The following is a 25,242-nucleotide window of genomic DNA, read 5'->3' as shown; positions in this document are numbered from 1 at the left end:
TCGTCGCGAGAACATCGCCCCACCCCCGTGCCCCACCAACCCACACCCCGCGTTGCGGGATTCACGGGATCCAAGAGCTCTGGAGAACGTCGAGCATGAACCGCAAGACTTTGGTGCTGCCGGCCGTCATAGGTCTGCTCGCCCCCGCGCTCGCCGCGTGCGGTGGCTCGGGCAGCGGCGACGGTGACGACGCGATCGCCGTCGGCACCACGGACGCGTTCGCCATCTCCAAGGAGGTCCCGGCGCCGTTCGACCCCGCGTACGCCTATGACGCCGGGTCCTGGAACCTGCTGCGCCAGACCATCCAGACCCTCATGGCCCAGCCGCGCGGCGACGGCGAACCCCAGCCCGAGGCGGCCGAGAGCTGCGGCTTCACCGACACGGGCAACGAGCGCTACGCCTGCACCCTGCGCAAGGGCCTGACGTTCTCCGACGGCAAGCCGCTGACGGCCGCCGACGTGAAGTTCTCCATCGAGCGCGTGCGGGACATCAAGCTCAAGTACCCCAGCGGTTCGGACGCCCTGGTCGCCAACGTCGAAGAGATCGAGACCCAGGGCGACCGCGAGGTCGTCTTCCATCTCAAGACCCCGGACGCGACGTTCCCGTACAAGCTGGCCACGCCCACCGCGGGCATCGTCAGCAAGGAGCAGTACGGCAAGAACAAGCTGCGCGAGGGTTTCGAGGTCTCCGGCTCGGGGCCGTACCTGGCCGAGCAGGAGGTCGAGGACAACCGCCTGGTCAAGACGGTGTTCACCAAGAACCCCAAGTACAAGGGCTCGTTCAAGCCGCAGAGCGACAAGGTGGAGCTGCGCACCTTCGCGGACGCCGAGGCCATGGGCAAGGCGCTCGAGGACGGCGACATCGACCTGATGACGCGCACCATGTCGCCCGAGCAGGTCAAGGAGCTCGACGGCTCCTCGCACAAGAAGATCGACCTGATCGAGATGCAGGGCCTGGAGATCCGCTACCTCGCGTTCGACACCGACGCCCCCACGGTCAAGAGCAAGGCCGTGCGCCAGGCCATGGCCCAGGTCGTCGACCGCGGCGCGCTGGCCTCGGCGGTGTACGGCTCGACGGCCGAACCGCTGTACTCGCTGGTGCCCTCCACCATCACGGGCCACGCCAACTCGTTCTTCAACAAGTACAACAACCCGAGCCCGGCCAAGGCCCGTTCGCTGCTGAACAAGGCGAACATCTCCACGCCGGTCAAGCTCACCCTGCACTACACCACGGACCACTACGGCCCGGGCACCAAGAAGGAGTTCGAGGTGCTGCGCGAGCAGCTGAACGACTCCGGGGTGTTCGACGTCTCCATCAAGGGCACGCCGTGGAGCACGTTCCGCGCGGCCGAGCGCGACGGCAAGTACGACGTGTACGGCATGGGCTGGTTCCCCGACTTCCCCGACGCCGACAACTTCCTCGCGCCGTTCCTCGACAAGGACAACTTCCTCGGCTCGCCGTACGTCAACCGCGACATCAACGACCAGCTGATCCCCACCTCGCGCCGTGAGGCCGACCGGCTGGCCGCGTCCAAGAGCATCCGCAGGATCCAGGACATCGTCGCCGAGGACGTCCCGGTGCTTCCGCTGTGGCAGGGCAAGCAGTACATCGCCGCGCGGGACGACATCACGGGCGCGCAGTGGGCCCTCAACGCCTCCTCCAACCTCCAGCTCTGGGAGCTGGGCCGCGGCGTGAGCGGCTGAGCCCCACCGGCTCCCACCCCCCCACCGCACGACCACAACACCAAAGGCACGTACGTGAAATCTCGTAACCAGTGGCTGGCCCTCCCCCTCACGGGTGGGCTCGCCGCCGCCCTGCTGACCGGCTGCGGAACGGAGTCGGGCGGGGCGGGGGACACGGGCGACGCCGTCGTGATGGGGATGTCGGACGACGTCCTCGCCACCGACCCGGCATCCGGCTATGACCCCGGCTCGTGGCTGCTGTTCAACAACGTCTTCCAGTCCCTCCTGAGCTTCCCCAAGGGCGCCACCGAGCCCGAGCCGGAGGCGGCCAAGAGCTGCGGCTTCACCGACACGGAGACCAAGGTCTTCAAGTGCGAGCTGCGTGACGGGCTGAAGTTCAGCAATGGCAACGCCCTGACCTCGAAGGACGTCAAGTTCTCCTTCGACCGCATGCGCAAGATCAACGACGCCGCCGGTCCGGCGATCATGTTCCCGATGCTGGACAGCGTCCGCACCCCCGACGCCAAGACCGTCGTCTTCCGGCTCAAGTACGCCGACGCGACCTTCCCCAGCAAGATCGCCTCGGGCGCCGGCTCGATCGTGGACCACCGCGAGTACGCCCTGGACAAGCTGCGCGAGGACGACAAGGCGGTCGGCTCCGGCCCGTACACGCTCGACTCGTTCGGCAAGGAGCAGGCGACCTTCTCCGTCAACTCCTCCTACAAGGGCACCGCCACGGCCAAGAACGAGGGCGTGGCCCTCAAGTTCTTCCACGGCGACCAGAAGGGCCTGAAGAAGGCGCTCCTGGACAACGACGTCGACCTGGCCTACCGAGGCCTCGCCGCCGCCGACATCGCGGACATCGAGCAGGACACCTCCGCGGCCGGCAAGGACGTCGACATCGTCGAGGGCACCAGCGCCGAGGTGCAGCACCTGGTCTTCAACATGAAGGACCCGGTGGCCGGCAAGCTCGGCGTGCGCAAGGCCATCGCCTACCTGCTGGACCGGGACGCCCTGGTCCAGCAGGTCTACCAGAACTCGGCCACGCCGCTGTACTCGATCGTCCCGGCGGGCATCGGCAGCCACAACACCGCCTTCTTCGACACCTACGGCGCCCGTCCGCAGCGCGCGAAGGCCCTCTCCGCGCTGCGCGGCGCCGGCGTCGAGGGCAAGGTCAAGCTCACGCTCTGGTCGACGCCCTCGCGCTACGGTCCGGCCACGGACCAGGAGATGAAGGCGATCGCCGCGCAGCTCAACGACTCGGGCCTGTTCGACGCCGACGTGAAGTCCGTCGAGTTCGAGCAGTACGAGAAGGACATCGCGGCGGGCAAGTACGGCGTCTACGTGAAGGGCTGGGTGCCGGACTACCCGGACCCGGACAACTTCACGCAGCCCTTCTTCGGCAAGGGCAACGTCCTCGGGAACCACTTCGAGAACAGCGACATCACCACGAAGATCATCCCCCGCACGGCGACCGAGAGCGACCGCGGCAGGACCGACAAGCAGTACGCCGAGCTCCAGGACATCGTGGCCGAGCAGCTGCCGATCCTGCCGGTCTGGCAGGCCAAGCAGTACGCCGTCGTCCGCGACAACGTCTACGGCGTGGAGTCCTGCCTGGACGCCTCGACGGTCTTCCGGTTCTGGGAGATCAGCAAGGGCTGAGCGCGGGAGACCGCATGACGACGGTGGCCGCCCCCCTCGGGGGACGGCCACCGTCGTCGTTGCCTCACACCCTCGGCCCCGGCCTACTGCGCGCCGGGACGCACCAGCCCGCTCTCGTACGCGTACACCGCGGCCTGCACCCGGTCGCGCAGGCCCAACTTCGTGAGCACATGGCCGACATGGGTCTTCACCGTCGTCTCGCTGACGAAGAGGTCCGCGGCGATCTCCGCGTTCGAGAGGCCCCGCGCCACCAGTTTCAGGACCTCCACCTCGCGGTCGGTGAGCGTGTGCAGGGTGTCCGGCACCGGCTCGTCGCCCGAGGGGAGATGCGCCGAGTACTTGTCGAGCAGCCGGCGCGTGATGCTCGGCGCGAGCATCGCCTCGCCCGCGGCGACCACGCGGATCGCCTGCACCAGCTCGTTCGCCGGGGCGTCCTTGAGGAGGAAACCGCTGGCACCGGCGCGCAGCGCCTCCACCACGTACTCGTCCAGGTCGAAGGTGGTCAGCACCAGGACCTTCGCCGGACCGTCCCGGCCGGGCCCGGTGATCTGCCGGGTCGCCTCGACGCCGTCCATCCGCGGCATGCGGATGTCCATCAGCACCACATCGGGCTGCAGCGCCCGCACCTGGTCAAGAGCCTGGAGGCCGTCTCCGGCCTCGCCCACGACCGCGATCTCCTGCTCGGCCTCCAGAATCATCCGGAACCCGGTGCGCAACAGCGGCTGGTCGTCGACCAGTAGGACGCGGATCGCCACGTAACTCTCCTTAGCTAGCCCGGCCCCATTCTGCCCTGCTCGCCCTCGGCGGACTCGGGCACCCTCACCGGAAGCGGATACGGCGGGGGAGTCCCGCCGAACTCCGGACACACCGCCTGATGATCACACCAACCGCACAGTTTCGTCGGCCGGGGGCGCCACTCACCGGTCGCCGTCGCCCGCTCGATCGCCTCCCAGAGCGCGAGCAGCTTCCGCTCGACCCGCTCCAGGTCCGCGACGACCGGGTCGTACGTGATGACGTCACCGCTGCCCAGGTACACCAGCTGGAGGCGGCGCGGGACGACGCCCTTCAGCCGCCAGACCACCAGGGCGTAGAACTTCATCTGGAACAGCGCGCCCTCCGCGTACTGCGGACGCGGGGCCTTGCCCGTCTTGTAGTCGACGATGCGGACCTCGCCCGAGGGGGCGACGTCGACGCGGTCGATGATGCCGCGCAGCCTCAGGCCCGACTCCAGCTCCGCCTGCACGAACAGCTCGCGCTCGGCGGGCTCCAGGCGGGTCGGGTCCTCCAGGGTGAACCAGCGCTCGACGAGCTTCTCGGCGTCCGACAGCCAGCGCGCCATCCGCTCGCCCTCCGGATCGTCGGCGAACAGCTCGGTCAGCTCGGGCCTGGCCTCGCGCAGCCGGTCCCACTGGCCGGGGATGAGCGACTTGGCGCGCGGCGCCGTGCGCTCACTCGCGGGCGCGTCGAAGAGTCTTTCCAGAACGGCGTGGACCAGCGTGCCCCTGGTGGCGGCCTCGCTCGGCTTCTCGGGCAGCTTGTCGATCACCCGGAACCGGTAGAGCAGGGGGCACTGCATGAAATCGCCCGCGCGCGAGGGCGACAGGGATGCCGGGCGCACGGCCGCCGCGACACCTTCGGTGCTGGTTTCCATAGGGACAGACCCTACGACCCGCCACCGACAACAGCCGCATACCATCGACGGCAGACCCTCTCGCCCTGCATGATCGTGTGGGTGATCGCGCCATTCCGGGCGGGGGACGCATCGAACGAGGGGACATCGTGGACGAGAGCGGCGAGAGCGGCAGGCCGCAGTCCGACGGCGCACAGGGCCCGCGGCAGGGCGACACGGCCGCCCCCTCCGAGTCGACGCGCCCAAAGACGCGGCACCCCGACAAGGCCGACGAGGCCGCCGCGCCGGACGAGGCGGACGGACCCGGAGGAACGCCCCGCCCCGGGGCCGCGGACACCCCGCCCCCCACGAAGCGGCAGGAGCAGGAGGAGGAGATCCCCGCCTCCCTGACCAAGGCCCTGCGTGAGATCCCCCGGCCCGGGCCACCCGAGGACGGGCCGCGCCCCACCAGGAAGGGGCCGCCGAGGCCCGGCCCCGGCAAGGAGCGCAAGAACCCCGGCGGCGGGCTGCTCATGGGCAGGCCCTTCGGCGTGCCCGTCTACGTCGCGCCCAGCTGGTTCCTCGTCGCCGCCCTCATCACCTGGGTCTTCGGCGGCCAGCTCGACCGCGTCCTGCCCGAGCTGGGCGGCGCCCGCTACCTCGTCTCCCTCTTCTTCGCCGTCGCCTTCTACGCCTCCGTCCTGGTGCACGAGCTGGCCCACACCGTCGCGGCCCTGCGCTTCAAGCTGCCGGTGCGCCGCATCCAGCTCCAGTTCTTCGGCGGAGTCTCCGAGATCGAGAAGGAGTCCGAGACCCCGGGCAGGGAGTTCGTCCTCGCCTTCGTCGGCCCCCTGCTCTCGCTCGTGCTCGCCGCCGTCTTCTACGCCGGCATGCGCGTCGTCGAGCCGGGCACCGTCCCCGGCGTGCTCCTCGCCGGCCTGATGGTCTCCAACCTCATCGTCGCCGCCTTCAACCTCCTGCCCGGCCTGCCCCTCGACGGCGGCCGCATGCTGCGCGCCGTCGTCTGGAAGATCACCGGGCGGCCCATGAGCGGTACCGTCGCCGCCGCCTGGGTGGGCCGCGTCCTCGCCGTCTCCGTGCTCATCGGGCTGCCCCTGCTCAACCAGTCCGGCGCCCTCGGCGGCGAACCCCAGGACATCGGCGGCATGAACACCGTCACCGACGCCCTGCTCGCCGCCATCCTCGCCGCGATCATCTGGACCGGCGCCGGGAACAGCCTGCGCATGGCCCGGCTGCGCGAACACCTGCCCGAACTGCGCGCCCGCACCCTGACCCGCCGGGCCGTCCCCGTCGAGTCCCACACCCCCCTCTCCGAGGCGCTGCGCCGGGCCAACGACGCCGGGGCCCGCGCCCTCGTGGTCGTCGACCCCGACGGCGACCCGATGGCGGTCGTCCGCGAGGCGGCCATCGTCTCCGTGCCCCAGCACCGCCGCCCCTGGGTCGCGGTCAGCGGCCTCGCCCAGGACATCACCGAGGGCATGCGGATCTCCGCCGAGCTGGTCGGCGAGGAGCTGCTCGACACGCTGCGGGCCACCCCCGCCACGGAGTACCTGGTCATCGAGGAGTCCGGGGAGATCTACGGAGTGCTCTCCACCGCCGACGTCGAGCGCGCCTTCGTCAAGGCGATGGCCCGGCCGTCCTGAGCCCCGCCCCCCTCACGCGGTTACCGGCGAAGGGCTGGGGCGTGCGCCGTCCCCCGCCCGCCTGACCTCGGGGATGGTCCGAAGCCCCCCGCGCGGCCGGTAGTCTGTTCGCATGTCCGAACCGACCGGTGCCGCCCGCCGTCGCGGGCCCTTCAAGGTCGGGGACCAGGTCCAGCTCACCGACCCCAAGGGACGCCACTACACGTTCACGCTCGAGGCCGGGAAGAATTTCCACACCCACAAGGGTTCCTTCCCCCACGACGAGCTGATCGGCGCTCCCGAGGGCAGTGTTGTCCGTACCACGGGGAACGTCGCCTACCTGGCGCTGCGCCCCCTGCTCCCCGACTACGTCCTGTCCATGCCCCGCGGCGCCGCCGTGGTCTACCCCAAGGACGCGGGGCAGATCCTGGCCTTCGCCGACATCTTCCCCGGCGCCCGCGTCGTCGAGGCGGGTGTGGGCTCCGGCTCGCTCAGCAGCTTCCTGCTGCGCGCCATCGGCGACCAGGGGATGCTGCACTCCTACGAGCGCCGCGAGGACTTCGCCGACATCGCCCGGCAGAACGTGGAGCGCTACTTCGGCGGCCCCCACCCCGCCTGGCAGCTCACCGTCGGCGACCTCCAGGACAACCTCAGCGACACCGAGGTCGACCGCGTCATCCTCGACATGCTCGCCCCCTGGGAGTGCCTGGAGGCCGTCTCCAAGGCGCTCGTCCCCGGCGGCATCCTGTGCTGCTACGTGGCGACCACCACCCAGCTCGCCAGGACCGTGGAGTCCATCCGCGAGATCGGCGGCTTCAACGAGCCGACCGCCTGGGAATCGATGATCCGCAACTGGCACATCGAGGGCCTCGCCGTCCGCCCCGACCACCGCATGATCGGGCACACCGGCTTCCTGCTCACCGCCCGCCGCCTCGCGGACGGCGTGGAGCCCCCCATGCGCCGCCGTCGCCCCGCCAAGGGCGCCTACGGCGACGACTACTCCGGCCCGAACGCCGACGGCGGCACCCCGCGCTGACCCGCGCGGCCGCCTTACGGCCAAGAAGCGGGCGCCGCCGCCGAGTTCCCCGACCGACCGGGGAACTCGGCGGCGGCGTCGTTTCGTTGACGGGACACCAGCCGCGTACCGCCGCGCACCAAAAGAGATCCGGGTACCCGGGGACCCCGGTGTTCCACCTCACTGTGACGTATGGCACGATGCTGGCCACCCCACCGGCACAGCTCTCACAGGAGACACTTCCTCGTGCAGCACCCCGCCGTCCCGGCCCAGGCGCACACCACCGCCCGCCCCGCCCACTGGCTGGCCATCGCCGCCGCGCTGGCCGCCGTCGTCACGGGCGCGGCCTTCCTCCAGCCCGACCCGGCGACCGCCGCGCAGTCGACGCCGCAGACGCGGGGCGGAGCCCTCGCGGGCGCGCCCGCGCCGGCCGCCGCGCCCGACCCCGCCTCGGTCACCTTCCCCCTCGACTGCGGCACCGTGCGCCCCGTCGTGAAGAAGAAGGCCACCGGCGACCTCGACGGGGACGGCAGGGCCGAGACCGTGGCCGTCGTGCACTGCCGCGCCGGTTCGGGCACCCCGCCCGACGGGATCTATGTGCTCACCGGCGAGCGCACGGGCAAGGCGCGCGTGGTGGCCACCCTCCTCGACCCGAAGGACCAGCTGACCGCGACCGATTTCGCCGTCCGTGACGGCGCGGTCACCGCGACCCTCCTCGGCTACTCCTCGCTCGACGTCCCCCGCTGCTGCCCCGACCGCGAGGAAGCGGCCAAGTGGCGATGGCGAAACGGCGCGTTCGAGCGGACGGCGCCCGCAGGGGCCCGCAGCGTCTGAGGCGCGGGGCGCGGCGGCTCAGTCGGCGTCGGGCCCGTACACCTCGACCCTGTCCGAAACGCGCCGTACATGGATGCAGTCGCCCGGACACTCCTTCGCGGAGTCGGCGACGTCCTGGAGCAGCGGCAGGGGGACGGGTGTGGTGGCCCCGGGGGCCTGCAGCAACTCGTCCTCGCCACTCTTCACATAAGCCAGTCCGTCGATGTCCAGCTCGAAGACCTCGGGCGCGTACTGCGCGCAGATGCCGTCCCCGGTGCAGAGGTCCTGGTCGATCCAGACCTCCAGCAGATCGTGGCCCTCACTGCCGGTCTCGGCGTCGTGCCGCACGGTCATCTCTCCTGCCGGTCGTTTCGTCGAGCCGCCCGACTGATCGGTAAGTCGGGCCAGCTCTGACGGGTGTTGAACGCTTCGACGATACAACCGCCCGCTTTCCGATGTTGTTGGGTGGGTATTCACCTGGTGTGAGGGGAAGCGCAAGGGTGAAGATCGGACACACCCCTTTGTCTTTGTGATCTAGGGGTTTCAATCGACACCCACCCAGGTAGGGTCTGGAAGCGTCCAGCTCCCCTTGGAGGAGGTGAGGACCGTGGCAGCCCACGACGACGACAACAACCGCGGCATCCGGCCGGGACGAGGGTCTGAGGACCCCGCCGGTCAGGTTGCCTATCTCGAGCAGGAAATCGCCGTCCTGCGACGCAAGCTCGCCGACTCTCCGCGTCATACGAGGATTCTCGAAGAGCGGATCGTCGAGCTGCAGACCAACCTGGCCGGCGTGTCCGCGCAGAACGAGCGGCTCGCCAACACGCTCCGCGAGGCCCGCGACCAGATCGTGGCCCTCAAGGAGGAAGTCGACCGGCTCGCGCAGCCGCCGGCCGGCTTCGGGGTCTTCCTCGTGGCCAACGAGGACGGCACGGCGGACATCTTCACCGGGGGCCGCAAGCTCCGGGTGAACGTCAGCCCCAGCGTGGAGCTCGAAGAGCTCAAGCGCGGCCAGGAAGTAATGCTCAACGAAGCGCTCAACGTGGTCGAGGCCATGGAGTACGAGAGCGTCGGCGACATCGTCACCCTCAAGGAGATCCTCGAGGACGGCGACCGAGCCCTGGTGGTCGGACACACCGACGAAGAGAGAGTGGTGCGGCTCGCCGAACCCCTCCTCGACGTCACCATCCGCCCGGGCGACGCCCTGCTGCTCGAACCCCGCTCCGGGTACGTCTACGAGGTCGTGCCGAAGAGCGAGGTCGAGGAACTCGTCCTCGAAGAAGTGCCCGACATCAGCTACGAGAAGATCGGTGGTCTCGGCGGCCAGATCGAGATGATCCGGGACGCCGTCGAGCTTCCGTACCTCTATCCCGACCTCTTCAAGGAGCACGAACTGCGGCCGCCCAAGGGTGTGCTGCTGTACGGGCCCCCCGGCTGCGGCAAGACACTGATCGCCAAAGCCGTCGCCAACTCCCTTGCCAAGAAGGTCGCCGAGGTCACCGGCCAGCCCGCGGGGAAGAGCTACTTCCTCAACATCAAGGGCCCCGAGCTCCTCAACAAGTACGTCGGCGAGACCGAGCGCCACATCCGCCTGGTCTTCCAGCGTGCCCGGGAGAAGGCGAGCGAGGGCACCCCCGTCATCGTCTTCTTCGACGAGATGGAATCCCTCTTCCGCACCCGCGGATCCGGTGTCAGCTCGGACGTGGAGAACACCATCGTCCCCCAGCTGCTCGCCGAGATCGACGGCGTGGAAGGGCTGGAGAACGTCATCGTCATCGGCGCCTCCAACCGCGAGGACATGATCGACCCCGCGATCCTGCGGCCCGGACGACTCGACGTCAAGATCAAGATCGAGCGCCCGGACGCCGAGGCCGCGAAGGACATCTTCGCCAAGTACCTCACCGAGCGGCTCCCGCTGCACGCCGACGATCTGGCCGAGCACAGTGCCGACCGGCACGCCACCGTGCACGGCATGATCCAGTCCGTCGTCGAGCAGATGTACGCGGAGTCCGAGGAGAACCGCTTCCTCGAGGTGACGTACGCCAACGGCGACAAGGAAGTCCTGTACTTCAAGGACTTCAACTCCGGCGCCATGATCGAGAACATCGTGGGCCGCGCCAAGAAGATGGCCATCAAGGCCTTCTTGGAGGCGAACCAGAAGGGCATCAGGGTCTCGCACCTCCTCCAGGCTTGCATCGACGAGTTCAAGGAGAACGAGGACCTGCCCAACACCACCAACCCCGACGACTGGGCCCGCATCTCCGGCAAGAAGGGCGAGCGGATCGTGTACATCCGCACCCTTGTCACCGGAAAGCAGGGCGCGGACACCGGACGCTCCATCGACACGGTGGCCAACACCGGTCAGTACCTGTAGAACCCAGGGCGGCTGCGGGTGTCCTTCACGGGTACCCGCGGCCGTCTGCTTTTCAACGAAGGCAATGATCTGCCCACCAGCGCAAAGGCGTTCTAGGCTCTGCGGTACCGCCGAGTCGCGCAGTGCGGGGACGGGCACCGCACACGCACCGGAGCACCAGCGGTACTTGAGCGCCGTTCCCGGACGGGAGCGCCGCCGGGCAAGGAGGGCCGCATGACCGTACGGCGAGTAATGGGCATCGAGACGGAGTACGGCATCTCCGTCCCCGGCCACCCCAACGCCAATGCCATGCTCACCTCGTCCCAGATCGTCAACGCCTATGCCGCGGCGATGCACCGGGCGCGACGCGCCCGCTGGGACTTCGAGGAGGAGAACCCGCTGCGGGACGCGCGGGGTTTCGACCTCGCCCGCGAGGCCGCCGACTCCAGCCAGCTGACCGACGAGGACATCGGCCTCGCCAACGTCATCCTCACCAACGGCGCGCGGCTGTACGTCGACCACGCGCACCCCGAGTACAGCTCGCCGGAGATCACCAACCCCCTGGACGCCGTCCTGTGGGACAAGGCCGGCGAGCGCATCATGGCCGAGGCCGCCGACCGCGCGGCCCAGCTCCCCGGGGCCCAGCCGATCCACCTGTACAAGAACAACACCGACAACAAGGGCGCCTCCTACGGCACGCACGAGAACTACCTGATGAAGCGGGAGACCGCCTTCTCGGACATCGTGCGCCACCTCACGCCCTTCTTCGTCTCCCGGCAGGTCGTCACCGGCGCCGGACGCGTCGGCATCGGCCAGGACGGACACGAGCACGGCTTCCAGCTCAGCCAGCGCGCCGACTACTTCGAGGTCGAGGTGGGCCTGGAGACGACGCTGAAGCGGCCCATCATCAACACCCGGGACGAGCCGCACTCGGACGCGGAGAAGTACCGCAGGCTGCACGTCATCATCGGCGACGCGAACCTCTCGGAGATCTCCACCTACCTCAAACTGGGCACCACCTCGCTCGTCCTGGCCATGATCGAGGACGGCTTCATCGCCGTCGACCTGGCCGTGGACCAGCCGGTGCGCACCCTGCACGAGGTCTCCCACGACCCCACGCTCCAGCATCTGGTCACGCTCCGCAGCGGCCGCTCACTGACCGCGGTGCAGCTGCAGATGGAGTACTTCGAGCTGGCCCGCAAGTACGTCGAGGAGCGCTACGGCTCCGACGCCGACGAGCAGACCAAGGACGTCCTGGCCCGCTGGGAGGACGTGCTCGGCCGCCTGGAGAGCGACCCGATGAGCCTGTCCGGAGAGCTGGACTGGGTCGCCAAGCGCGAGCTGATGGAGGGCTACCGCCGCCGTGACGGCCTGGACTGGGACGCGGCGCGGCTGCACCTGGTCGACCTCCAGTACGCCGACGTACGGGCCGAGAAGGGCCTGTACAACCGCCTGGTGGCGCGCGGCAAGATGAAGCGGCTCCTGGACGAGGCGGACGTGGAGCGGGCCAGGACCAAGCCGCCGGAGGACACCCGTGCGTACTTCCGCGGGCGCTGCCTGGAGCAGTACGCGGACGACGTGGCCGCGGCGTCCTGGGACTCGGTCATCTTCGACCTGCCGGGCCGTGACTCTCTGCAACGGGTGCCGACCCTGGAGCCCCTGCGCGGCACCAGGAACCACGTCAAGGAGCTCCTGGACCGCTGCCGCTCGGCAGAGGAACTGGTTCGGGTCCTGTCGGGCGGCTGAAAGGTCACCGGCGGGGGAATCACAGAGGTGGGCCCCGTAGATCGCGCGAACGCGGGGCCGATGTCGGACCCGGCTTGTAGGGTCTGATCAAGATACGTCCAACCGAGCGAGCGGGGTGAGGCAGATGGCGACCAAGGACACCGGCGGCGGACAGCAGAAGGCGACGCGCTCCACCGAGGAGACCGAGGAGCAGGCGCAGGACGCGCAGGCGTCCGAGGACCTCAAGGAGCGCCAGGAGAAGCTGAGCGACGACGTGGACTCCGTGCTGGACGAGATCGACGACGTACTCGAAGAGAACGCCGAGGACTTCGTGAGGTCCTTCGTCCAGAAGGGCGGCCAGTAAGCCGGTCCGGCCCGCGCCCGCGGCGCCGTGCGGACGCGCCGCGGGCAGCCTCCGCATCGCTCGCGCAATCCATGTGGATCACCGCCGCGTGCCGGGTAGGGTCCGTGGCGTAACACGCTTCAACTGCAATTCGGCCATCGGCAAGTTGGGAGACGATCCCGACGCTGTTCGTCGGGCTGCCGCCTATCTGGAGGGATCCTCGTGGAAGTCAATACTCGTAGCACCGGGCGTCTACCGGCTGCCTTCCTGACGCCTGGTTCGTCGTCCTTCATGGATTTCCTGTCCGAGCACCAGCCCGAGATCCTGCCCGGCAATCGCCAGATGCCGCCCACGCAGGGCGTGATCGAAGCCCCGCACGGCACCACCATCCTGGCCGTGACGTTCCCCGGCGGCGTGGTCCTCGCCGGTGACCGCCGGGCCACGATGGGCAATGTCATCGCCTCGCGGGACATGGAGAAGGTCTTCCCGGCCGACGAGTACTCGGCGGTGGGCGTCGCCGGCACGGCGGGCCTCGCCATCGAGATGGTGAAGCTCTTCCAGCTGGAGCTGGAGCACTTCGAGAAGGTGGAGGGCGCCACGCTCTCCCTGGAGGGCAAGGCGAACCGTCTCTCCACGATGATCCGCGGCAATCTCGGCATGGCCATGCAGGGCCTGGCCGTGGTGCCGCTCTTCGCCGGCTATGACGTGGACCGCGAGAAGGGGCGCATCTTCTCGTACGACGTCACGGGCGGCCGCTCCGAGGAGCGCGGGTACGCGGCGACCGGCTCCGGCTCGGTCTTCGCGCGCGGCGCCCTGAAGAAGCTCTACCACGACGGTCTCACGGAGGACCAGGCGACGACCCTGGTGGTCCAGGCGCTGTACGACGCCGCCGACGACGACTCGGCGACCGGCGGCCCGGACGTGGCCCGGCGCATCTACCCCATCGTCACCGTCATCTCCGACGAGGGCTTCCGGCGCCTCACGGACGAGGAGACCTCCGCGATCGCGCGCTCGGTCCTGGACAAGCGGCTGGAACAGCCCGAGGGCCCGCGCGCCGCGCTGCTCTGAGCGGACCGAATTCGTTACCGACTGAAGTTTTTTGACAGAAAGGGACGGATCCGGTGTCGACGCCGTTCTATGTATCACCCCAGCAGCAGATGGCCGACCGGGCGGAATACGCCCGCAAGGGCATCGCGCGCGGTCGCAGTCTGGTCGTCCTGCAGTATGCCGACGGCATCGTGTTCGTCGGCGAGAACCCCTCCCGGGCGCTGCACAAGTTCAGTGAGATCTATGACCGGATCGGTTTCGCCGCCGCCGGCAAGTACAACGAGTACGAGAACCTCCGGATCGGCGGCGTCCGTTACGCCGATCTGCGGGGCTACACCTATGACCGCGACGACGTGACGGCGCGCGGCCTGGCGAATGTGTACGCGCAGACGCTGGGCACGATCTTCTCCAGCGCGGCCGAGAAGCCCTACGAGGTGGAGCTGGTCGTCGCCGAGGTGGGCGAGACGCGCGAGGGCGACCAGATCTACCGCCTTCCGCACGACGGCTCCATCGTGGACGAGCACGGTTCGCTGGCCGTGGGCGGCAACGCCGAGCAGATCAGCCAGTACCTCGACCAGCACCACAACGACAGCATGACGCTGGCGGAGGCCCTGAAGCTGGCCGTGCGGGCGCTCTCGCGCGACACCAACGGCACCGAGCGGGAGATCCCGGCCGAGCGCCTCGAGGTCGCGGTGCTCGACCGCACGCGTCCGCAGCAGCGCAAGTTCAAGCGGATCGTCGGGCGGCAGCTGGCGCGGCTGCTCGACGAGGGCGGCGCGACGGACGCCGCCAGTGACACGGACGAGGGCCCCGGGCCAGTTCAGCGGTCCGGCGGAGACATCGAGTAGTCCGCCGCGGTGTGCGCCCCGCGCTCCGGCCCCGTGGCCGGGACGCGGGGCGTTCGCGTGCGCGGGGCGCACCCGCGTCAGCGGGCGGGGCCCGTCGAGTCGCGGACGACCAGTTCGACGGGGAGCGGGCCGGCCTGCGGGGTGCGGCCCTCGACGACGGCGACCAGCGCCTCCATGCCGCGCTCGCCGAAGCGCTCGGCGGGCAGGCGCACCGTCGTCAGTTCGGGCTCGACCGCGGTGGCGAGGGTCAGATCGTCGAAGCCGGTCACCGACAGGTCCTCGGGGACGCGCAGCCCGAGCCGGCGCGCGGCCTTGCAGACACCGGCGGCGAGGAAGTCGTCGTCGCAGACGACCGCCGTGGACCGTGGGCCGGGAGCGGCCAGGGCGGCCTCCGCGGCCGTGCGGGCCGCCTGGACGGTCAGCGGGGCGGTGATCCGGCGCACGGTCGCGCCCGTGCCGTGCAGCGCCGCCGCGAGGGCGTCCGCGCGCACGTCGAAGGTCCAGGAGTCCACCGCCGCCGCGAGGTGCAGGAAGTCGCGGTGGCCGAGGGCCAGCAGATGCTCCGTCACCTGCCGCATGCCGTCGGCCAGGTCGAGGTTGACGGTGGCGGCGCCGAGGCTGCGGGCGGGGTCGCTGTCGAGCATGACCAGCGGCAGGTCGTCGCCGCGGATGGTGGCGAGCGCGTCGGAGGCCATGGAGGAGGCGAGCACGCCGTCCAGGGATGCGCGCGCCGAGTCGAAGGGGTCGCGGGCCGGGCCGGGGCCCTCGGGGGAGGGGTAGAGCAGGACGCCGAAGCCGTGCCGGGCGGCGACGCGGGCGGCGCCGGTGTGGACGTGCGCGAAGAACTCGTTGGTCAGGGCGGGGACGACGAGCAGCGCCGTCCGGGTCCTGCCGAGCCGCAGATTGCGGGCGGCGAGGTTCGGGCGGTAGCCGAGCTGCCGGGCGGCGGTCCGCACGCGCTCGGCGGTGGGCTCGGCGACCCGGCCGCGCCACTTGTCGCCGAGCACCAGGGAGACGGTCGCCTGGGAGACACCGGCGGCGCGTCCGACGTCGCGGCTCGTGGGGGGCCGGGGGGCGCCGGCTTCCTGCTGTGGCCCGGCCACTGTCACCTCCCTGCTCGTGCCCGCGTCCCGCGCGCACGGTGGACCCGCGTACAGCGCTCATGGTACGTATGACGCTCGACGTTATACGTAAAACCCCGGCCGTGGCGGCGTGGGGGAGGGGCGGTAGTGCATGGCTGCGGGATACGCGGAGATCCTCCGGACGCGGTACGCGACGCGCCTGCTCGCGGGGACGCTGGTGGGCCGGCTGCCCAACGCCACGGCGGCGATCACCATCGTGCTGTTCATCCGGGCCGAGGGCGGCACCTACAGCCTGGCCGGCGCCCTCGCCGCGGTGTACGGCGTGGCCAACGCGGTCGGCCAGCCGCTGCTCGGCCGCCTGGTCGACCTGTACGGCCAGCCGCGCGTCCAGCTGCCCGCCGCCCTGCTCTCCGCGCTCGCCATGGCGGCCTTCGCCTTCACCGGCCCCGACCGGCTGCTCCTCGCCCACCTCGCGGTGGGCGTGGCGGGCCTGTGCACACCGCCGCTGGAAGGCGGGCTGCGGGCCCTGTGGCCCCATGTGCTCGGCAAGGAGGAGCAGGTCCACGCGGCGTACGCCATGGACGCGGTCGCCCAGGAGGTGATGTTCACCGTCGGCCCGCTCTTCGTCACCGGCTGCGTGGCCCTGTGGTCGGAACAGGCGGCCCTGCTCGTCGTGAACGCCATCGGCGTGCTGGGCGCCCTGTCCGTGGTGGCCTCGGCGCCGTCCCGGGCGTGGCGTTCGGACCCCCGGGAGGCGCACTGGCTCGGCGCCCTGCGCTCGCCGGGGCTGCTCGCGCTCCTCGGGGCGTTCCTCTTCGTCGGCGTGGCGCTCGGCTCGATCACCGTCGCCGGTGTGTCGTACGCGGACGCGCACGGCGGCGACGTGGTGTACGGCTGGATGATGGCGGCGATCGGACTCGGCGCCCTGGTCGGCGGTTCCGTCTACGGGGCGCGGCGGTGGAGCGGCGTGCCGGAGCGGCGGCTGAGCGTTCTCGTGGCCCTGCTGGCCCTGGGCTACGTGCCGTTGACGCTGATGCCCGGCGCGCCGGCCATGACCGCGCTCTGCGCCGTCGCCGGTGTCTTCCTCGCGCCGTCGCTGGCCTGCGCGTTCATCATCGTGGACCGACACGCCCCGCGCGGCACGGTCACCGAGGCGTTCTCCTGGCTGGTGACCACGTTCACGGTGGGGACCTCGCTGGGCACGGCCGGTGCCGGTCCGGTGGTCGAGTGGGGCGGGACCGGCTGGGGGTTCGCCGTTCCCTCTCTCGCGGGAGCGGCCGCCCTGTTGGTTTTGCTGGCCACCTCACGGGTACTGGTGCCGGTCCCGTCGGCCCGGGAAACAGAGGTCGTTGCGAGTTCATCGGAAAATGATCGAAACGGTACGGCCGAACCCGGTTTCAGTGCCGGGCATCAGGCGTAATGTTCAGTCATGGACCGCCGCATTTTCGGGCTGGAGAACGAGTACGGCGTCACGTGCACGTTCAGGGGACAGCGCCGCCTGTCGCCTGACGAGGTGGCGCGCTACCTCTTCCGCCGTGTTGTGTCATGGGGCCGCAGCAGCAACGTATTCCTGCGGAACGGCGCCCGCCTCTATCTTGACGTGGGATCACATCCGGAATACGCCACACCCGAATGTGACAATGTGACCGAGCTGGTCACCCACGACAAAGCGGGCGAGCGCATTCTCGAAGGCCTGCTCGTCGACGCCGAACGCCGCCTGCACGAGGAGGGAATCGCGGGCGACGTCTATCTCTTCAAGAACAACACCGACTCGGCGGGAAACTCCTACGGCTGCCACGAGAACTATCTGGTGGCCCGGCACGGGGAGTTCTCCCGGCTCGCGGACATCCTCATCCCCTTCCTCGTCACCCGGCAGCTGCTGTGCGGCGCCGGCAAGGTGTTGCAGACCCCGCGCGGCGCCGTGTACTGCGTGAGCCAGCGCGCCGAGCACATCTGGGAAGGGGTCTCGTCGGCGACGACCCGCTCCCGGCCGATCATCAACACCCGCGACGAACCGCACGCGGACGCCGAGCGCTACCGCAGGCTCCACGTCATCGTCGGCGACTCGAACATGTCCGAGACGACCATGCTCCTCAAGGTGGGCGCCACCGACCTGGTGCTGCGCATGATCGAGGCGGGCACGGTCATGCGCGACCTCACCCTGGAGAACCCCATCCGGGCCATCCGCGAGGTGAGCCACGACATCACCGGCCGCCGCAAGGTGCGCCTGGCCAGCGGCCGCGAGGCCTCGGCCCTCGAAGTGCAGCGCGAGTACTACGAGAAGGCGGTGGACTTCGTCGACCGCCGCGGCATCCGCACCGGCACGGTCGAGCAGGTGCTCGAACTGTGGGGCCGCACGCTGGACGCCATCGAGGCGGAGGACCTCGACCGCATCGGCACCGAGATCGACTGGGTCATGAAGTACAAGCTCATCGAGCGCTACCGCGCCAAGAACAACATGACCATGTCGCATCCGCGGGTCGCCCAGATAGACCTCGCCTACCACGACATCCACCGCCGTCGCGGCCTCTACTACCTCCTGGAGAGGAAGGGCCAAGCCGCCCGCATCTGCAACGACTTGAAGATCTTCGAGGGCAAGTCGGTGCCGCCCCAGACCACCCGGGCGCGGCTGCGCGGCGACTTCATCCGACGCGCCCAGGAGCAGCGCCGTGACTTCACGGTCGACTGGGTGCACCTGAAGCTCAACGACCAGGCGCAGCGCACCGTGTTGTGCAAGGACCCGTTCCGGTCCGTGGACGACCGGGTGGAGAAGCTCATCGCCGGAATGTGACCGGATGACAATGTGGTCCGGGTGAAGCCGGTGGCGTTGTGGGAACGCAACACGGGCGCCGTACGTTCCTCGTACGGCGCCCTTCTCACGCCGTAGAGTTGCGCGCACGCCAACCGACAAGATCGACCGATACGAGGCCCCCACCGTGCGCCGACGCTCACTCCTCCTTGCCGTCCCGGCCGGCCTGCTCACGCTGGCAGGCTGTGGTGACGACAAGGCCGACAAGGCCAAGTCCAAGCCCAGCGACAGCCCGACCAACTCCCCGTCGGCCGCGCCGACGGCGAAGATCGTGGACGGACCGCTGCCCGAGATCACCAAGGGCGACAAGTTCCGCCAGAAGCCGACTGTCGCCAAGGGCCCCGGCAAGGCGTCCCCCGACCTCGCGGTCAAGACCCTGATCGAGGGCAAGGGCGAGAAGGTGGCCAAGGGGGACCACCTCCAGGCCGACTACCTCGGCCAGATCTGGGCCACGGCCAAGGTCTTCGACAACTCCTACGACCGCGGCAGCCCCACGGTCTTCCCGATCGGCGTCGGACAGGTCATCCCGGGCTGGGACCAGGCGCTCGTCGGCAAGAAGCTCGGCAGCCGCGTGGAGCTGGCCATCCCCCCGAAGATGGGGTACGGCGAGGAGGGCAACAAGCAGGCGGGCATCAAGGGCTCGGACACGCTCGTGTTCGTCGTCGACCTCGTGGACAGCTTCAACGCCAAGAGCTCGGCGAAGGGCAAGGAGGTCGCCCAGTCCAACAAGGACCTGCCCAAGGTCGGCACGAACACCGACGGCAAGGCCCCTGCCATCGACATCCCCAAGGCCGACGCGCCCGACAAGCTCGTCGCGTCCTACGTCCTGGAGGGCGACGGCGATGTGATCAAGGAGACCGACAGCCTCCTGTGCCAGTACAAGGGCGTGCTCTGGGCCGACGGCAAGGAGTTCGACTCCTCGTACAAGAGGAAGCAGCTCGCGCAGTTCCAGCTGGCGCAGGTCGTCAAGGGCTGGGGGCAGGGCCTGACCGGCAAGAAGGTCGGCAGCCGCGTCCTGATCGTCATCCCGCCGAAGCTGGGCTACGGCGACAAGCCCCCGCAGAACAGCGCCATCAAGAAGGACTCCACGCTCGTCTTCTGCGTGGACATCCTCGCGAAGGCCTGAGCCCGCGAGGATGTAAGACTGTCCGCGCTGACTTTCCGTACCAAGCAGGAGCACTTTCGTGAGCATTGAGAAGCCCGAGGTCGACTTCCCCGGTGGCGAGCCGCCGACCGAGCTGCAGATCAGGGACATCTGGGAGGGCGAAGGGGCGGTCGCCAAGGCGGGCGACTTCGTCAAGGTCCACTACGTTGGCGTCGCCTTCAGCACGGGCGAGGAGTTCGACGCCAGCTGGAACCGCGGCAACCCGCTGGAGTTCCAGCTGGGCGCCGGCCAGGTCATCTCCGGCTGGGACCAGGGCGTGCAGGGCATGAAGGTGGGTGGCCGGCGCGAGCTGATCATCCCCGCGAACCTCGCGTACGGCGACCGCGGCGCCGGCGGCGGCCGCATCGCCCCGGGCGAGACGCTGATCTTTGTCTGCGACCTGGTCGCCGTCTGATCACGTCCTTGACCTGATCCTTTCGTCGGGGGTCCATGCCTGACCGGGCATGGGCCCTCGGCTTTTGCCCGGACACCCCGGGGCGGTACGGTCATCGGTCGGAAGCACAATCTGAACAGCCGAGAAAGGGCGTCGATGGCCATTGCCAAGGCCGAGCGGCTCATGAACCTTGCGCTGTGCCTGCTCGGGACCCGGCGGCCGCTCAGCAAGCGGGAGCTGCGGGAGTCCATCGAGGCCTATCTGGAAGCGGGGTCGGACGACTCCTTCAACCGGATGTTCGAACGCGACAAGGACGACCTGCGTGAGCTGGGCCTGGTCATCGAGACCGTGGAGAACGTCGAGGGCGAGGTCGGCTACCTCGCCCGCCGCGACAGCAACCGCCTGCCGCCCATCACCATCGACGCCGAGGAGGCCGCCGCCCTCGGCCTCGCCGCCAAGGTCTGGCAGCAGGCGCGCCTGGCCGGAGCCGCCAGCGGCGCCCTGCAGAAGCTGCGCGCCGCGGGCCTGCCCGAGGACGCCGACCCCTACGGCACGCACAGCGCCCTCGAGCCCCGCATCCCCGCGCACGAAGCGGCCTTCGAGCCCTTGATGCTGGCCTGCCGCGACCGCCGCCCCGTCGTCTTCGACTACCGCAAGGCCACCGCCGCGCGCCCCGAGCAGCGGCACGTCGAGCCGTGGGCGCTCGAATGCTGGCGCGGCCACTGGTACCTCGCCGGCTGGGACCGCGACCGCAGGGCCGAGCGCGTCTTCCGCCTCTCCCGCATCACCGGCAAGGTCCGCGCCCGCGCCGGGAAGTACACCGCCGACGTACCGGACGTCGTCACGGTCCGCGAGACGGTCGCGGGCTGGGCGGGGGAGAGCGCCGACCGCACGGCCCGGATCCGGCTGCGCACGGGCGCCGGCTACCCGCTGCGCGCCAAGGCCGGCTCGGTGCGGGAACTGGGCGACGGCTGGGACGAGTTGGAGATTCCCTACGGACATGGGCTGGACGCCTGGCTGGTGGAGTTCGGGCCCGACGTGGTGGTCCTGGAGCCCGCCGAACTGCGGGCCGACGTCGTGGACCGGCTGCGCGCCGTGGCCAAGGGCTGAGGGGGAGCGAAGAGCAATGGCCTCGAACGCCATCGACCAGACGCGGCGCATGCTGTCGCTGGTGACCTATCTGCGCGAGCGCCCCGGCGCCCACGTCGGCGACGTCGCCCGCGCCTTCGGCATCACCCCGGACGAGCTGATCTCCGACCTCGACGTGCTGCCGATGTGCGGGACCAGCTTCCGCGGCGGCGACCTGCTCGACATCGACACCGACGGCGACCGCATCTGGTGGCACAACCCCGACGACGTGGCGGCCCCGCTGCGGCTCGCCGCCGACGAGGCGACCGCGCTGCTCGTGGCCGCCCGCGCGGTGGCCACCCTGCCCGGCCTGCGGGAGAGCGACCGGCTCGCCCTGCTGCGCGCCACCGCCAAGCTGGAGACGGCGGCCGGCGAGGCGGCGGGCGCCAGCGCCCGGCTCTCGGTGACCTTCGAGTCCGAGGGCGGCGTCTTCGCCGACGTCGACCGCGCCATCTCCGAGCGCCGCAGACTCTGGATCCGCTACTACTCGCCCGCGCGCGACGAGCTCACCGAGCGCGAGATCGACCCGATCCGCCTGGTCAGCGTCGGACACACCTACGTGGAGGCGTGGTGCCGCCGCTCCGAGGCGCGCCGCACCTTCCGCCTGGACCGCGTCGCCGAGATCAAGATCCTCGACGAGCCGTCCGCGCCGCCCGAGGTCGAGCTGCGCGACCTCTCCGAAGGCCTGGTGCAGCCCGCCGCCGAGGACCCGGAGGTCGTCGTCGAGGTCGGTCCCGGCGGCCGCTGGGTCGCCGAGTACTACCCCCACGACAGCGCGGAGGAACTGCCCGACGGCGGTCTGCGGATCACGCTGCGCACCCCCGAACCCGCCTCGCTGCGCCGCCTCGCGCTGCGGCTCGGCAGGGACGGCCGGATCGTCACCCCCGTCCAGCTGGCGGACAGCGCGCGCCAGGCGGCCCGCGAGGCGCTCGCCGCCTACGGCCGGGAGAGTGATCAGCCGTACGAGTCATGCGGCGAGCCGGGTGACGGATCGGCCCCGGGGCCGTACGGCCGGCCCCACGAACGGCAGGAGCAAGGGCGTTGAGCACACCGACCAGGTCCGGGCTGTCGGGAGTGCCGGCGCAGCCGAGGCGGGGCCCCGTCCTGTTCACCGCCGCCTGCACCGACTGCCGCGCCCGCTTCGAACTCTCCGCGGGCGCGCTGCGCCTGGTGATGGGCGCGAGCCCCCGCACCACCTTCTACTCCTTCACCTGCCCCGAGTGCGGGGCGGCGGTGCGCAAGCCCGCGGGCGAGCGCATCGTCGAACTCCTCACCGGCGGCGGGGTGCGGACCCTGCGTCTGCACTCCACCGTCTAGGCTCGGCGCATGTTCTGGGCGATGCTCGCGATCGCGGCGGGCTTCTTGGGCCTCGCCGTCCTCGGCGTGATGGCGATCAAGGTCTTCGTGGAGGCGCAGCGCCTCGGCCTGCAGGTGTCCGAGACCACTCGGAGGATCAACCGGGCGGCCGAGGATCTGGAGAAGGCCGCGGCCCAGGTGGCCCGCGCGGGGCGAGAGGCTCCTTAGCTCCGCGACCTGTCGAGTGCCCGAGAGGGGCGGGTACGCTGCGAACGCGGCCCGGATCGAGGCGGGGGCCGCACCCGGAGGACGCGCGGGGATTGCCGAGCGTTTACCCCGGGGGGTTACGATCGCTGACAGCGGAGATCGGATGTATGTCCGGTCTGCCTGGCAACCAGACTCCTGTCGCCTCGGTGAAGAAGGTAAAAAGCTATGGGTAGGCTCGGCCCCACCGAGATCGTCCTCATTCTCGTCATCGTCATCCTGCTGTTCGGAGCGAAGAAGCTGCCCGACATGGCGCGCTCCCTCGGCAAGTCGGCCCGCATCCTCAAGAGTGAGGCCAAGGCCATGAAGTCCGAGAGCAAGGCGGACGACGCCGTCCCGGCCGACCCGCCGAGCGACCCCGCCGTCCAGCAGCGCACCATCCAGGCGGCCCCCGGCGATGTGACCAGCTCGCGCCCGGTCACCGAGCCGACCGACACGACGAAGCGCTGATCCAGGGCCGGCGACGGCCGGCCTGCCGCACGAGATGAGGACGTGGGTTGCTCAAGTCTGCCCGCAAGAAGGAGAAGGACCCCGAGGGGCGGATGCCCCTCGCGGAGCATTTGCGCGAGCTCCGCAACCGGCTCGCCAAAGGGCTTCTCGCGATCACGGTCGTGTCGATCGTGGCCGCGTTCTACAGCCAGGAGCTGATGGAGTTCCTGGCTGATCCCGTGCCGCGCTGCGAGCCCGGCATGAAGCAGACCGGCGGCCACTGCGCGAAGGTGACGTTCAACGACCTGCTGTCGCCCTTCACCACCACGGTGAAGGTCAGCCTCATGGTCGGCATCATCGTCTCCAGTCCGGTCTGGCTCTACCAGCTGTGGGCGTTCGTCGCCCCCGGTCTGCACAAGCACGAGCGGAAGTACACCTACTGGTTCGTCGCCGCCGCCGTGCCGCTCTTCTTCGGAGGCGCCTGGCTGGCCTACACGATCCTCCCGGTCAGCATGCGCGTCCTGCTCGGCATCACGCCCGACGGCGCCGAGAACCTCCTCCCGATGGACACGATCCTCGACTTCACCGTCAGGATGGTCCTCGTCTTCGGCATTTCGTTCGAGCTACCCCTGCTCCTGGTGATGCTCAACATGACCGGCATGGTGACCGGCCGCCGCATGGCGACCTGGTGGCGCGGCGTGGTCATGGGCGTCTTCATCTTCGGCGCCGTGGCGACCCCGACCACCGACCCCGTCGGCATGATCGCGCTCGCCGGACCGATCGTCGTCCTGTACTTCATGGCGGTGGGCATCTCCCTCCTGAACGACAGGCGCCGCCGTCGCAAGGACCCCGACGCCGAACTCGACGACGACGAGGCGTCCGCGATCGACCTCACCCCCGAGGCCATCGGCGGCATCGAGCCCGTCGCCCCGCCCAGGGCGCTCCCCGAGCAGGCGGCCACGGCACGGGCCGATCACCGGGTGAACGGTTACGACGACGTGACCTGACCTTGTAGGGTCCGGCCGTGACCAGCGAGATCACCCTCTTCGTCAATCCCACCGCGGGACGCGGCCGGGGCGCCAGGGCGGCGCGGCCGGCCGCTTCGGCGTTGCGGGCCCGCGGCTTCCGCGTGGGCACCGTCATCGGCGCGGACGCCCCCGACGCCCTGCGGCGGGCGCGCGAGGCCGTCGCGGGCGGCACCGGGGCGCTGATAGCCGTCGGCGGCGACGGCACGGCGAGCCTCGCGCTCCAGGCCGTCGCCGGGACGCGGACCCCGCTCGGGGTGATCGCGGTGGGCACCGGCAACGACTTCGCGCGGGCCCTCGGGCTGCCGGTGCGGGACGCCGCGGCGGCCGGGGAGGGTGTGGCCGAGGCGCTCAAAGGGGCGCGCACCCGCGACATCGACCTGGGGCGGGTCGGCGGGACCTGGTTCGCGACCGTGCTCGCCTCCGGCTTCGACTCGCGGGTCAACGACCGGGGCAACCGGCTGCGGTGGCCCACGGGGCGCTTCAAGTACGACCTCGCGATGGTCGCCGAGCTGGCGGCCTTCAGGCCCGTCCCGTACCGGATCAACCTGGACGGCGGTGCCGTCCACGAGGTCGAGGCCACGCTGGTCGCCGTCGGCAACGGACCGTCGTACGGCGGTGGCATGCGGATCTGCGCCGGGGCCGACATGGGCGACGGCCTCTTCGACGTGAGCGTGGTGGGGGCGTGCAGCCGTACGACGCTGCTCACGGTGTTCCCGCGGGTCTACCGGGGCACGCACCTCGGGCATCCCCGGGTCACCGTGCACCGGGCCGCCGCGGTGGAGCTGGCGGCGCCCGGGGTCACCGGGTACGCGGACGGGGAGCCGCTGGGGGCGCTGCCGCTGCGGGCCGAGTGCGTGCCGGGGGCCGTGCGGGTCCTGGCACCTCCCGATTAATGATCGTCCGTTGTCAGTGGTGCCCGGTAGTCTCG

General features: G+C 70.3%; 25 protein-coding genes and 1 pseudogene. 22 read left to right on the top strand and 4 right to left on the bottom strand.

What is annotated here, in order from left to right:
- The first annotated feature begins 95 nt into the window (after nucleotides 1–95).
- Nucleotides 96–1,703 (top strand): ABC transporter substrate-binding protein, encoded by a 1,608-nt coding sequence (locus ABZ385_RS23405; RefSeq protein ID WP_358912965.1) that lies wholly within the window; start codon nucleotides 96–98, stop codon nucleotides 1,701–1,703.
- A 54-nt stretch (nucleotides 1,704–1,757) separates the two neighbouring features.
- Nucleotides 1,758–3,344, top strand: a complete 1,587-nt coding sequence (locus ABZ385_RS23400) for an ABC transporter substrate-binding protein (RefSeq protein ID WP_358696635.1) — start codon at nucleotides 1,758–1,760, stop codon at nucleotides 3,342–3,344.
- Nucleotides 3,345–3,427: 83 nt separating this feature from the next.
- Here the strand turns inward: ABZ385_RS23400 and ABZ385_RS23395 are convergent, their stop codons facing one another.
- Both ABZ385_RS23395 and ABZ385_RS23390 read right to left on the bottom strand, forming a co-directional pair.
- Nucleotides 3,428–4,099, bottom strand: coding sequence for a response regulator transcription factor (locus ABZ385_RS23395; protein WP_358578999.1), 672 nt, complete (start codon nucleotides 4,097–4,099; stop codon nucleotides 3,428–3,430).
- A 14-nt stretch (nucleotides 4,100–4,113) separates the two neighbouring features.
- Complete coding sequence (locus ABZ385_RS23390) at nucleotides 4,114–4,995, bottom strand: RecB family exonuclease (protein WP_358696636.1); 882 nt, start codon at nucleotides 4,993–4,995, stop codon at nucleotides 4,114–4,116.
- A gap of 128 nt (nucleotides 4,996–5,123) precedes the next feature.
- On the opposite strand from ABZ385_RS23390, the gene ABZ385_RS23385 reads away from it, so the two are divergent.
- The 3 genes from ABZ385_RS23385 (at nucleotide 5,124) to ABZ385_RS23375 (ending at nucleotide 8,445) form a co-directional block, all read left to right on the top strand.
- A complete protein-coding gene (locus ABZ385_RS23385) occupies nucleotides 5,124–6,617 on the top strand; it encodes a site-2 protease family protein (RefSeq protein WP_358696637.1) in 1,494 nt (497 codons plus the stop codon).
- 112 nt (nucleotides 6,618–6,729) lie between these two features.
- Entirely contained in the window at nucleotides 6,730–7,632 is a 903-nt protein-coding gene (locus ABZ385_RS23380; protein WP_358579005.1) for a tRNA (adenine-N1)-methyltransferase, read from the top strand.
- A gap of 225 nt (nucleotides 7,633–7,857) precedes the next feature.
- Nucleotides 7,858–8,445, top strand: a complete 588-nt coding sequence (locus ABZ385_RS23375) for a hypothetical protein (protein WP_358912963.1) — start codon at nucleotides 7,858–7,860, stop codon at nucleotides 8,443–8,445.
- An 18-nt stretch (nucleotides 8,446–8,463) separates the two neighbouring features.
- Here the strand turns inward: ABZ385_RS23375 and ABZ385_RS23370 are convergent, their stop codons facing one another.
- The gene (locus ABZ385_RS23370; protein WP_358579009.1) at nucleotides 8,464–8,778 is read right to left on the bottom strand and encodes a ferredoxin; all 315 of its coding nucleotides are present in this window, start codon (nucleotides 8,776–8,778) and stop codon (nucleotides 8,464–8,466) included.
- Between the two features lie 253 nt (nucleotides 8,779–9,031).
- On the opposite strand from ABZ385_RS23370, the gene arc reads away from it, so the two are divergent.
- From arc to prcA, 6 genes and pseudogenes are all read left to right on the top strand, one after another.
- Entirely contained in the window at nucleotides 9,032–10,798 is a 1,767-nt protein-coding gene (gene arc / locus ABZ385_RS23365) for a proteasome ATPase (RefSeq protein WP_358579011.1), read from the top strand.
- A gap of 213 nt (nucleotides 10,799–11,011) precedes the next feature.
- Nucleotides 11,012–12,523 (top strand): depupylase/deamidase Dop, encoded by a 1,512-nt coding sequence (gene dop / locus ABZ385_RS23360; protein WP_358579014.1) that lies wholly within the window; start codon nucleotides 11,012–11,014, stop codon nucleotides 12,521–12,523.
- 124 nt (nucleotides 12,524–12,647) lie between these two features.
- Nucleotides 12,648–12,866, top strand: coding sequence for a ubiquitin-like protein Pup (locus tag ABZ385_RS23355; protein WP_030782898.1), 219 nt, complete (start codon nucleotides 12,648–12,650; stop codon nucleotides 12,864–12,866).
- A 49-nt stretch (nucleotides 12,867–12,915) separates the two neighbouring features.
- Nucleotides 12,916–13,116 (top strand): annotated as a pseudogene (locus ABZ385_RS23350) (endonuclease domain-containing protein); the annotation flags it as partial.
- On the top strand, nucleotides 13,068–13,913 hold the full coding sequence (gene prcB, locus ABZ385_RS23345) for a proteasome subunit beta (protein WP_358579017.1): 846 nt from the start codon (nucleotides 13,068–13,070) through the stop codon (nucleotides 13,911–13,913). The pseudogene ABZ385_RS23350 and the gene prcB, both read left to right, overlap by 49 nt.
- Nucleotides 13,914–13,966: 53 nt before the next feature.
- On the top strand, nucleotides 13,967–14,740 hold the full coding sequence (gene prcA, locus ABZ385_RS23340) for a proteasome subunit alpha (protein WP_358579019.1): 774 nt from the start codon (nucleotides 13,967–13,969) through the stop codon (nucleotides 14,738–14,740).
- Nucleotides 14,741–14,817: 77 nt separating this feature from the next.
- On the opposite strand, the gene ABZ385_RS23335 is transcribed toward prcA, so the two are convergent.
- On the bottom strand, nucleotides 14,818–15,843 hold the full coding sequence (locus ABZ385_RS23335) for a LacI family DNA-binding transcriptional regulator (protein ID WP_358579022.1): 1,026 nt from the start codon (nucleotides 15,841–15,843) through the stop codon (nucleotides 14,818–14,820).
- 130 nt (nucleotides 15,844–15,973) lie between these two features.
- Between ABZ385_RS23335 and ABZ385_RS23330 the strand changes: the two genes are divergently transcribed.
- The 11 genes from ABZ385_RS23330 (at nucleotide 15,974) to ABZ385_RS23280 (ending at nucleotide 25,207) form a co-directional block, all read left to right on the top strand.
- Nucleotides 15,974–17,242, top strand: a complete 1,269-nt coding sequence (locus ABZ385_RS23330; protein WP_358912961.1) for an MFS transporter — start codon at nucleotides 15,974–15,976, stop codon at nucleotides 17,240–17,242.
- A 9-nt stretch (nucleotides 17,243–17,251) separates the two neighbouring features.
- A complete protein-coding gene (gene pafA, locus ABZ385_RS23325; RefSeq protein ID WP_055550703.1) occupies nucleotides 17,252–18,613 on the top strand; it encodes a Pup--protein ligase in 1,362 nt (453 codons plus the stop codon).
- A gap of 145 nt (nucleotides 18,614–18,758) precedes the next feature.
- Entirely contained in the window at nucleotides 18,759–19,757 is a 999-nt protein-coding gene (locus ABZ385_RS23320) for an FKBP-type peptidyl-prolyl cis-trans isomerase (protein ID WP_358579027.1), read from the top strand.
- 58 nt (nucleotides 19,758–19,815) lie between these two features.
- Nucleotides 19,816–20,190, top strand: a complete 375-nt coding sequence (locus ABZ385_RS23315) for an FKBP-type peptidyl-prolyl cis-trans isomerase (RefSeq protein ID WP_358698338.1) — start codon at nucleotides 19,816–19,818, stop codon at nucleotides 20,188–20,190.
- Between the two features lie 135 nt (nucleotides 20,191–20,325).
- A complete protein-coding gene (locus ABZ385_RS23310; protein WP_358579031.1) occupies nucleotides 20,326–21,279 on the top strand; it encodes a WYL domain-containing protein in 954 nt (317 codons plus the stop codon).
- Between the two features lie 16 nt (nucleotides 21,280–21,295).
- Nucleotides 21,296–22,342 carry a WYL domain-containing protein gene (locus ABZ385_RS23305; protein ID WP_358912959.1) on the top strand — a complete coding sequence of 349 codons (1,047 nt, stop codon included), beginning with the start codon at nucleotides 21,296–21,298 and terminating at the stop codon, nucleotides 22,340–22,342.
- 20 nt (nucleotides 22,343–22,362) lie between these two features.
- Nucleotides 22,363–22,614: a hypothetical protein gene (locus ABZ385_RS23300; protein WP_358579077.1), complete on the top strand. Its 252-nt coding sequence runs from the start codon at nucleotides 22,363–22,365 to the stop codon at nucleotides 22,612–22,614.
- Nucleotides 22,615–22,623: 9 nt separating this feature from the next.
- Nucleotides 22,624–22,821: a hypothetical protein gene (locus ABZ385_RS23295; protein WP_358579037.1), complete on the top strand. Its 198-nt coding sequence runs from the start codon at nucleotides 22,624–22,626 to the stop codon at nucleotides 22,819–22,821.
- A 204-nt stretch (nucleotides 22,822–23,025) separates the two neighbouring features.
- Nucleotides 23,026–23,307, top strand: coding sequence for a Sec-independent protein translocase subunit TatA (gene tatA / locus ABZ385_RS23290; protein WP_358579039.1), 282 nt, complete (start codon nucleotides 23,026–23,028; stop codon nucleotides 23,305–23,307).
- Between the two features lie 92 nt (nucleotides 23,308–23,399).
- Entirely contained in the window at nucleotides 23,400–24,293 is an 894-nt protein-coding gene (tatC, locus tag ABZ385_RS23285; RefSeq protein WP_358579080.1) for a twin-arginine translocase subunit TatC, read from the top strand.
- A gap of 17 nt (nucleotides 24,294–24,310) precedes the next feature.
- Entirely contained in the window at nucleotides 24,311–25,207 is an 897-nt protein-coding gene (locus ABZ385_RS23280; RefSeq protein WP_358912957.1) for a diacylglycerol kinase, read from the top strand.
- Nucleotides 25,208–25,242 lie beyond the last annotated feature (35 nt).

Source organism: Streptomyces sp. NPDC005898 (assembly GCF_040629635.1).
Taxonomy (GTDB): Bacteria; Actinomycetota; Actinomycetes; order Streptomycetales; family Streptomycetaceae; genus Streptomyces.
This window is presented reverse-complemented; position numbering and strand designations above follow the sequence as displayed.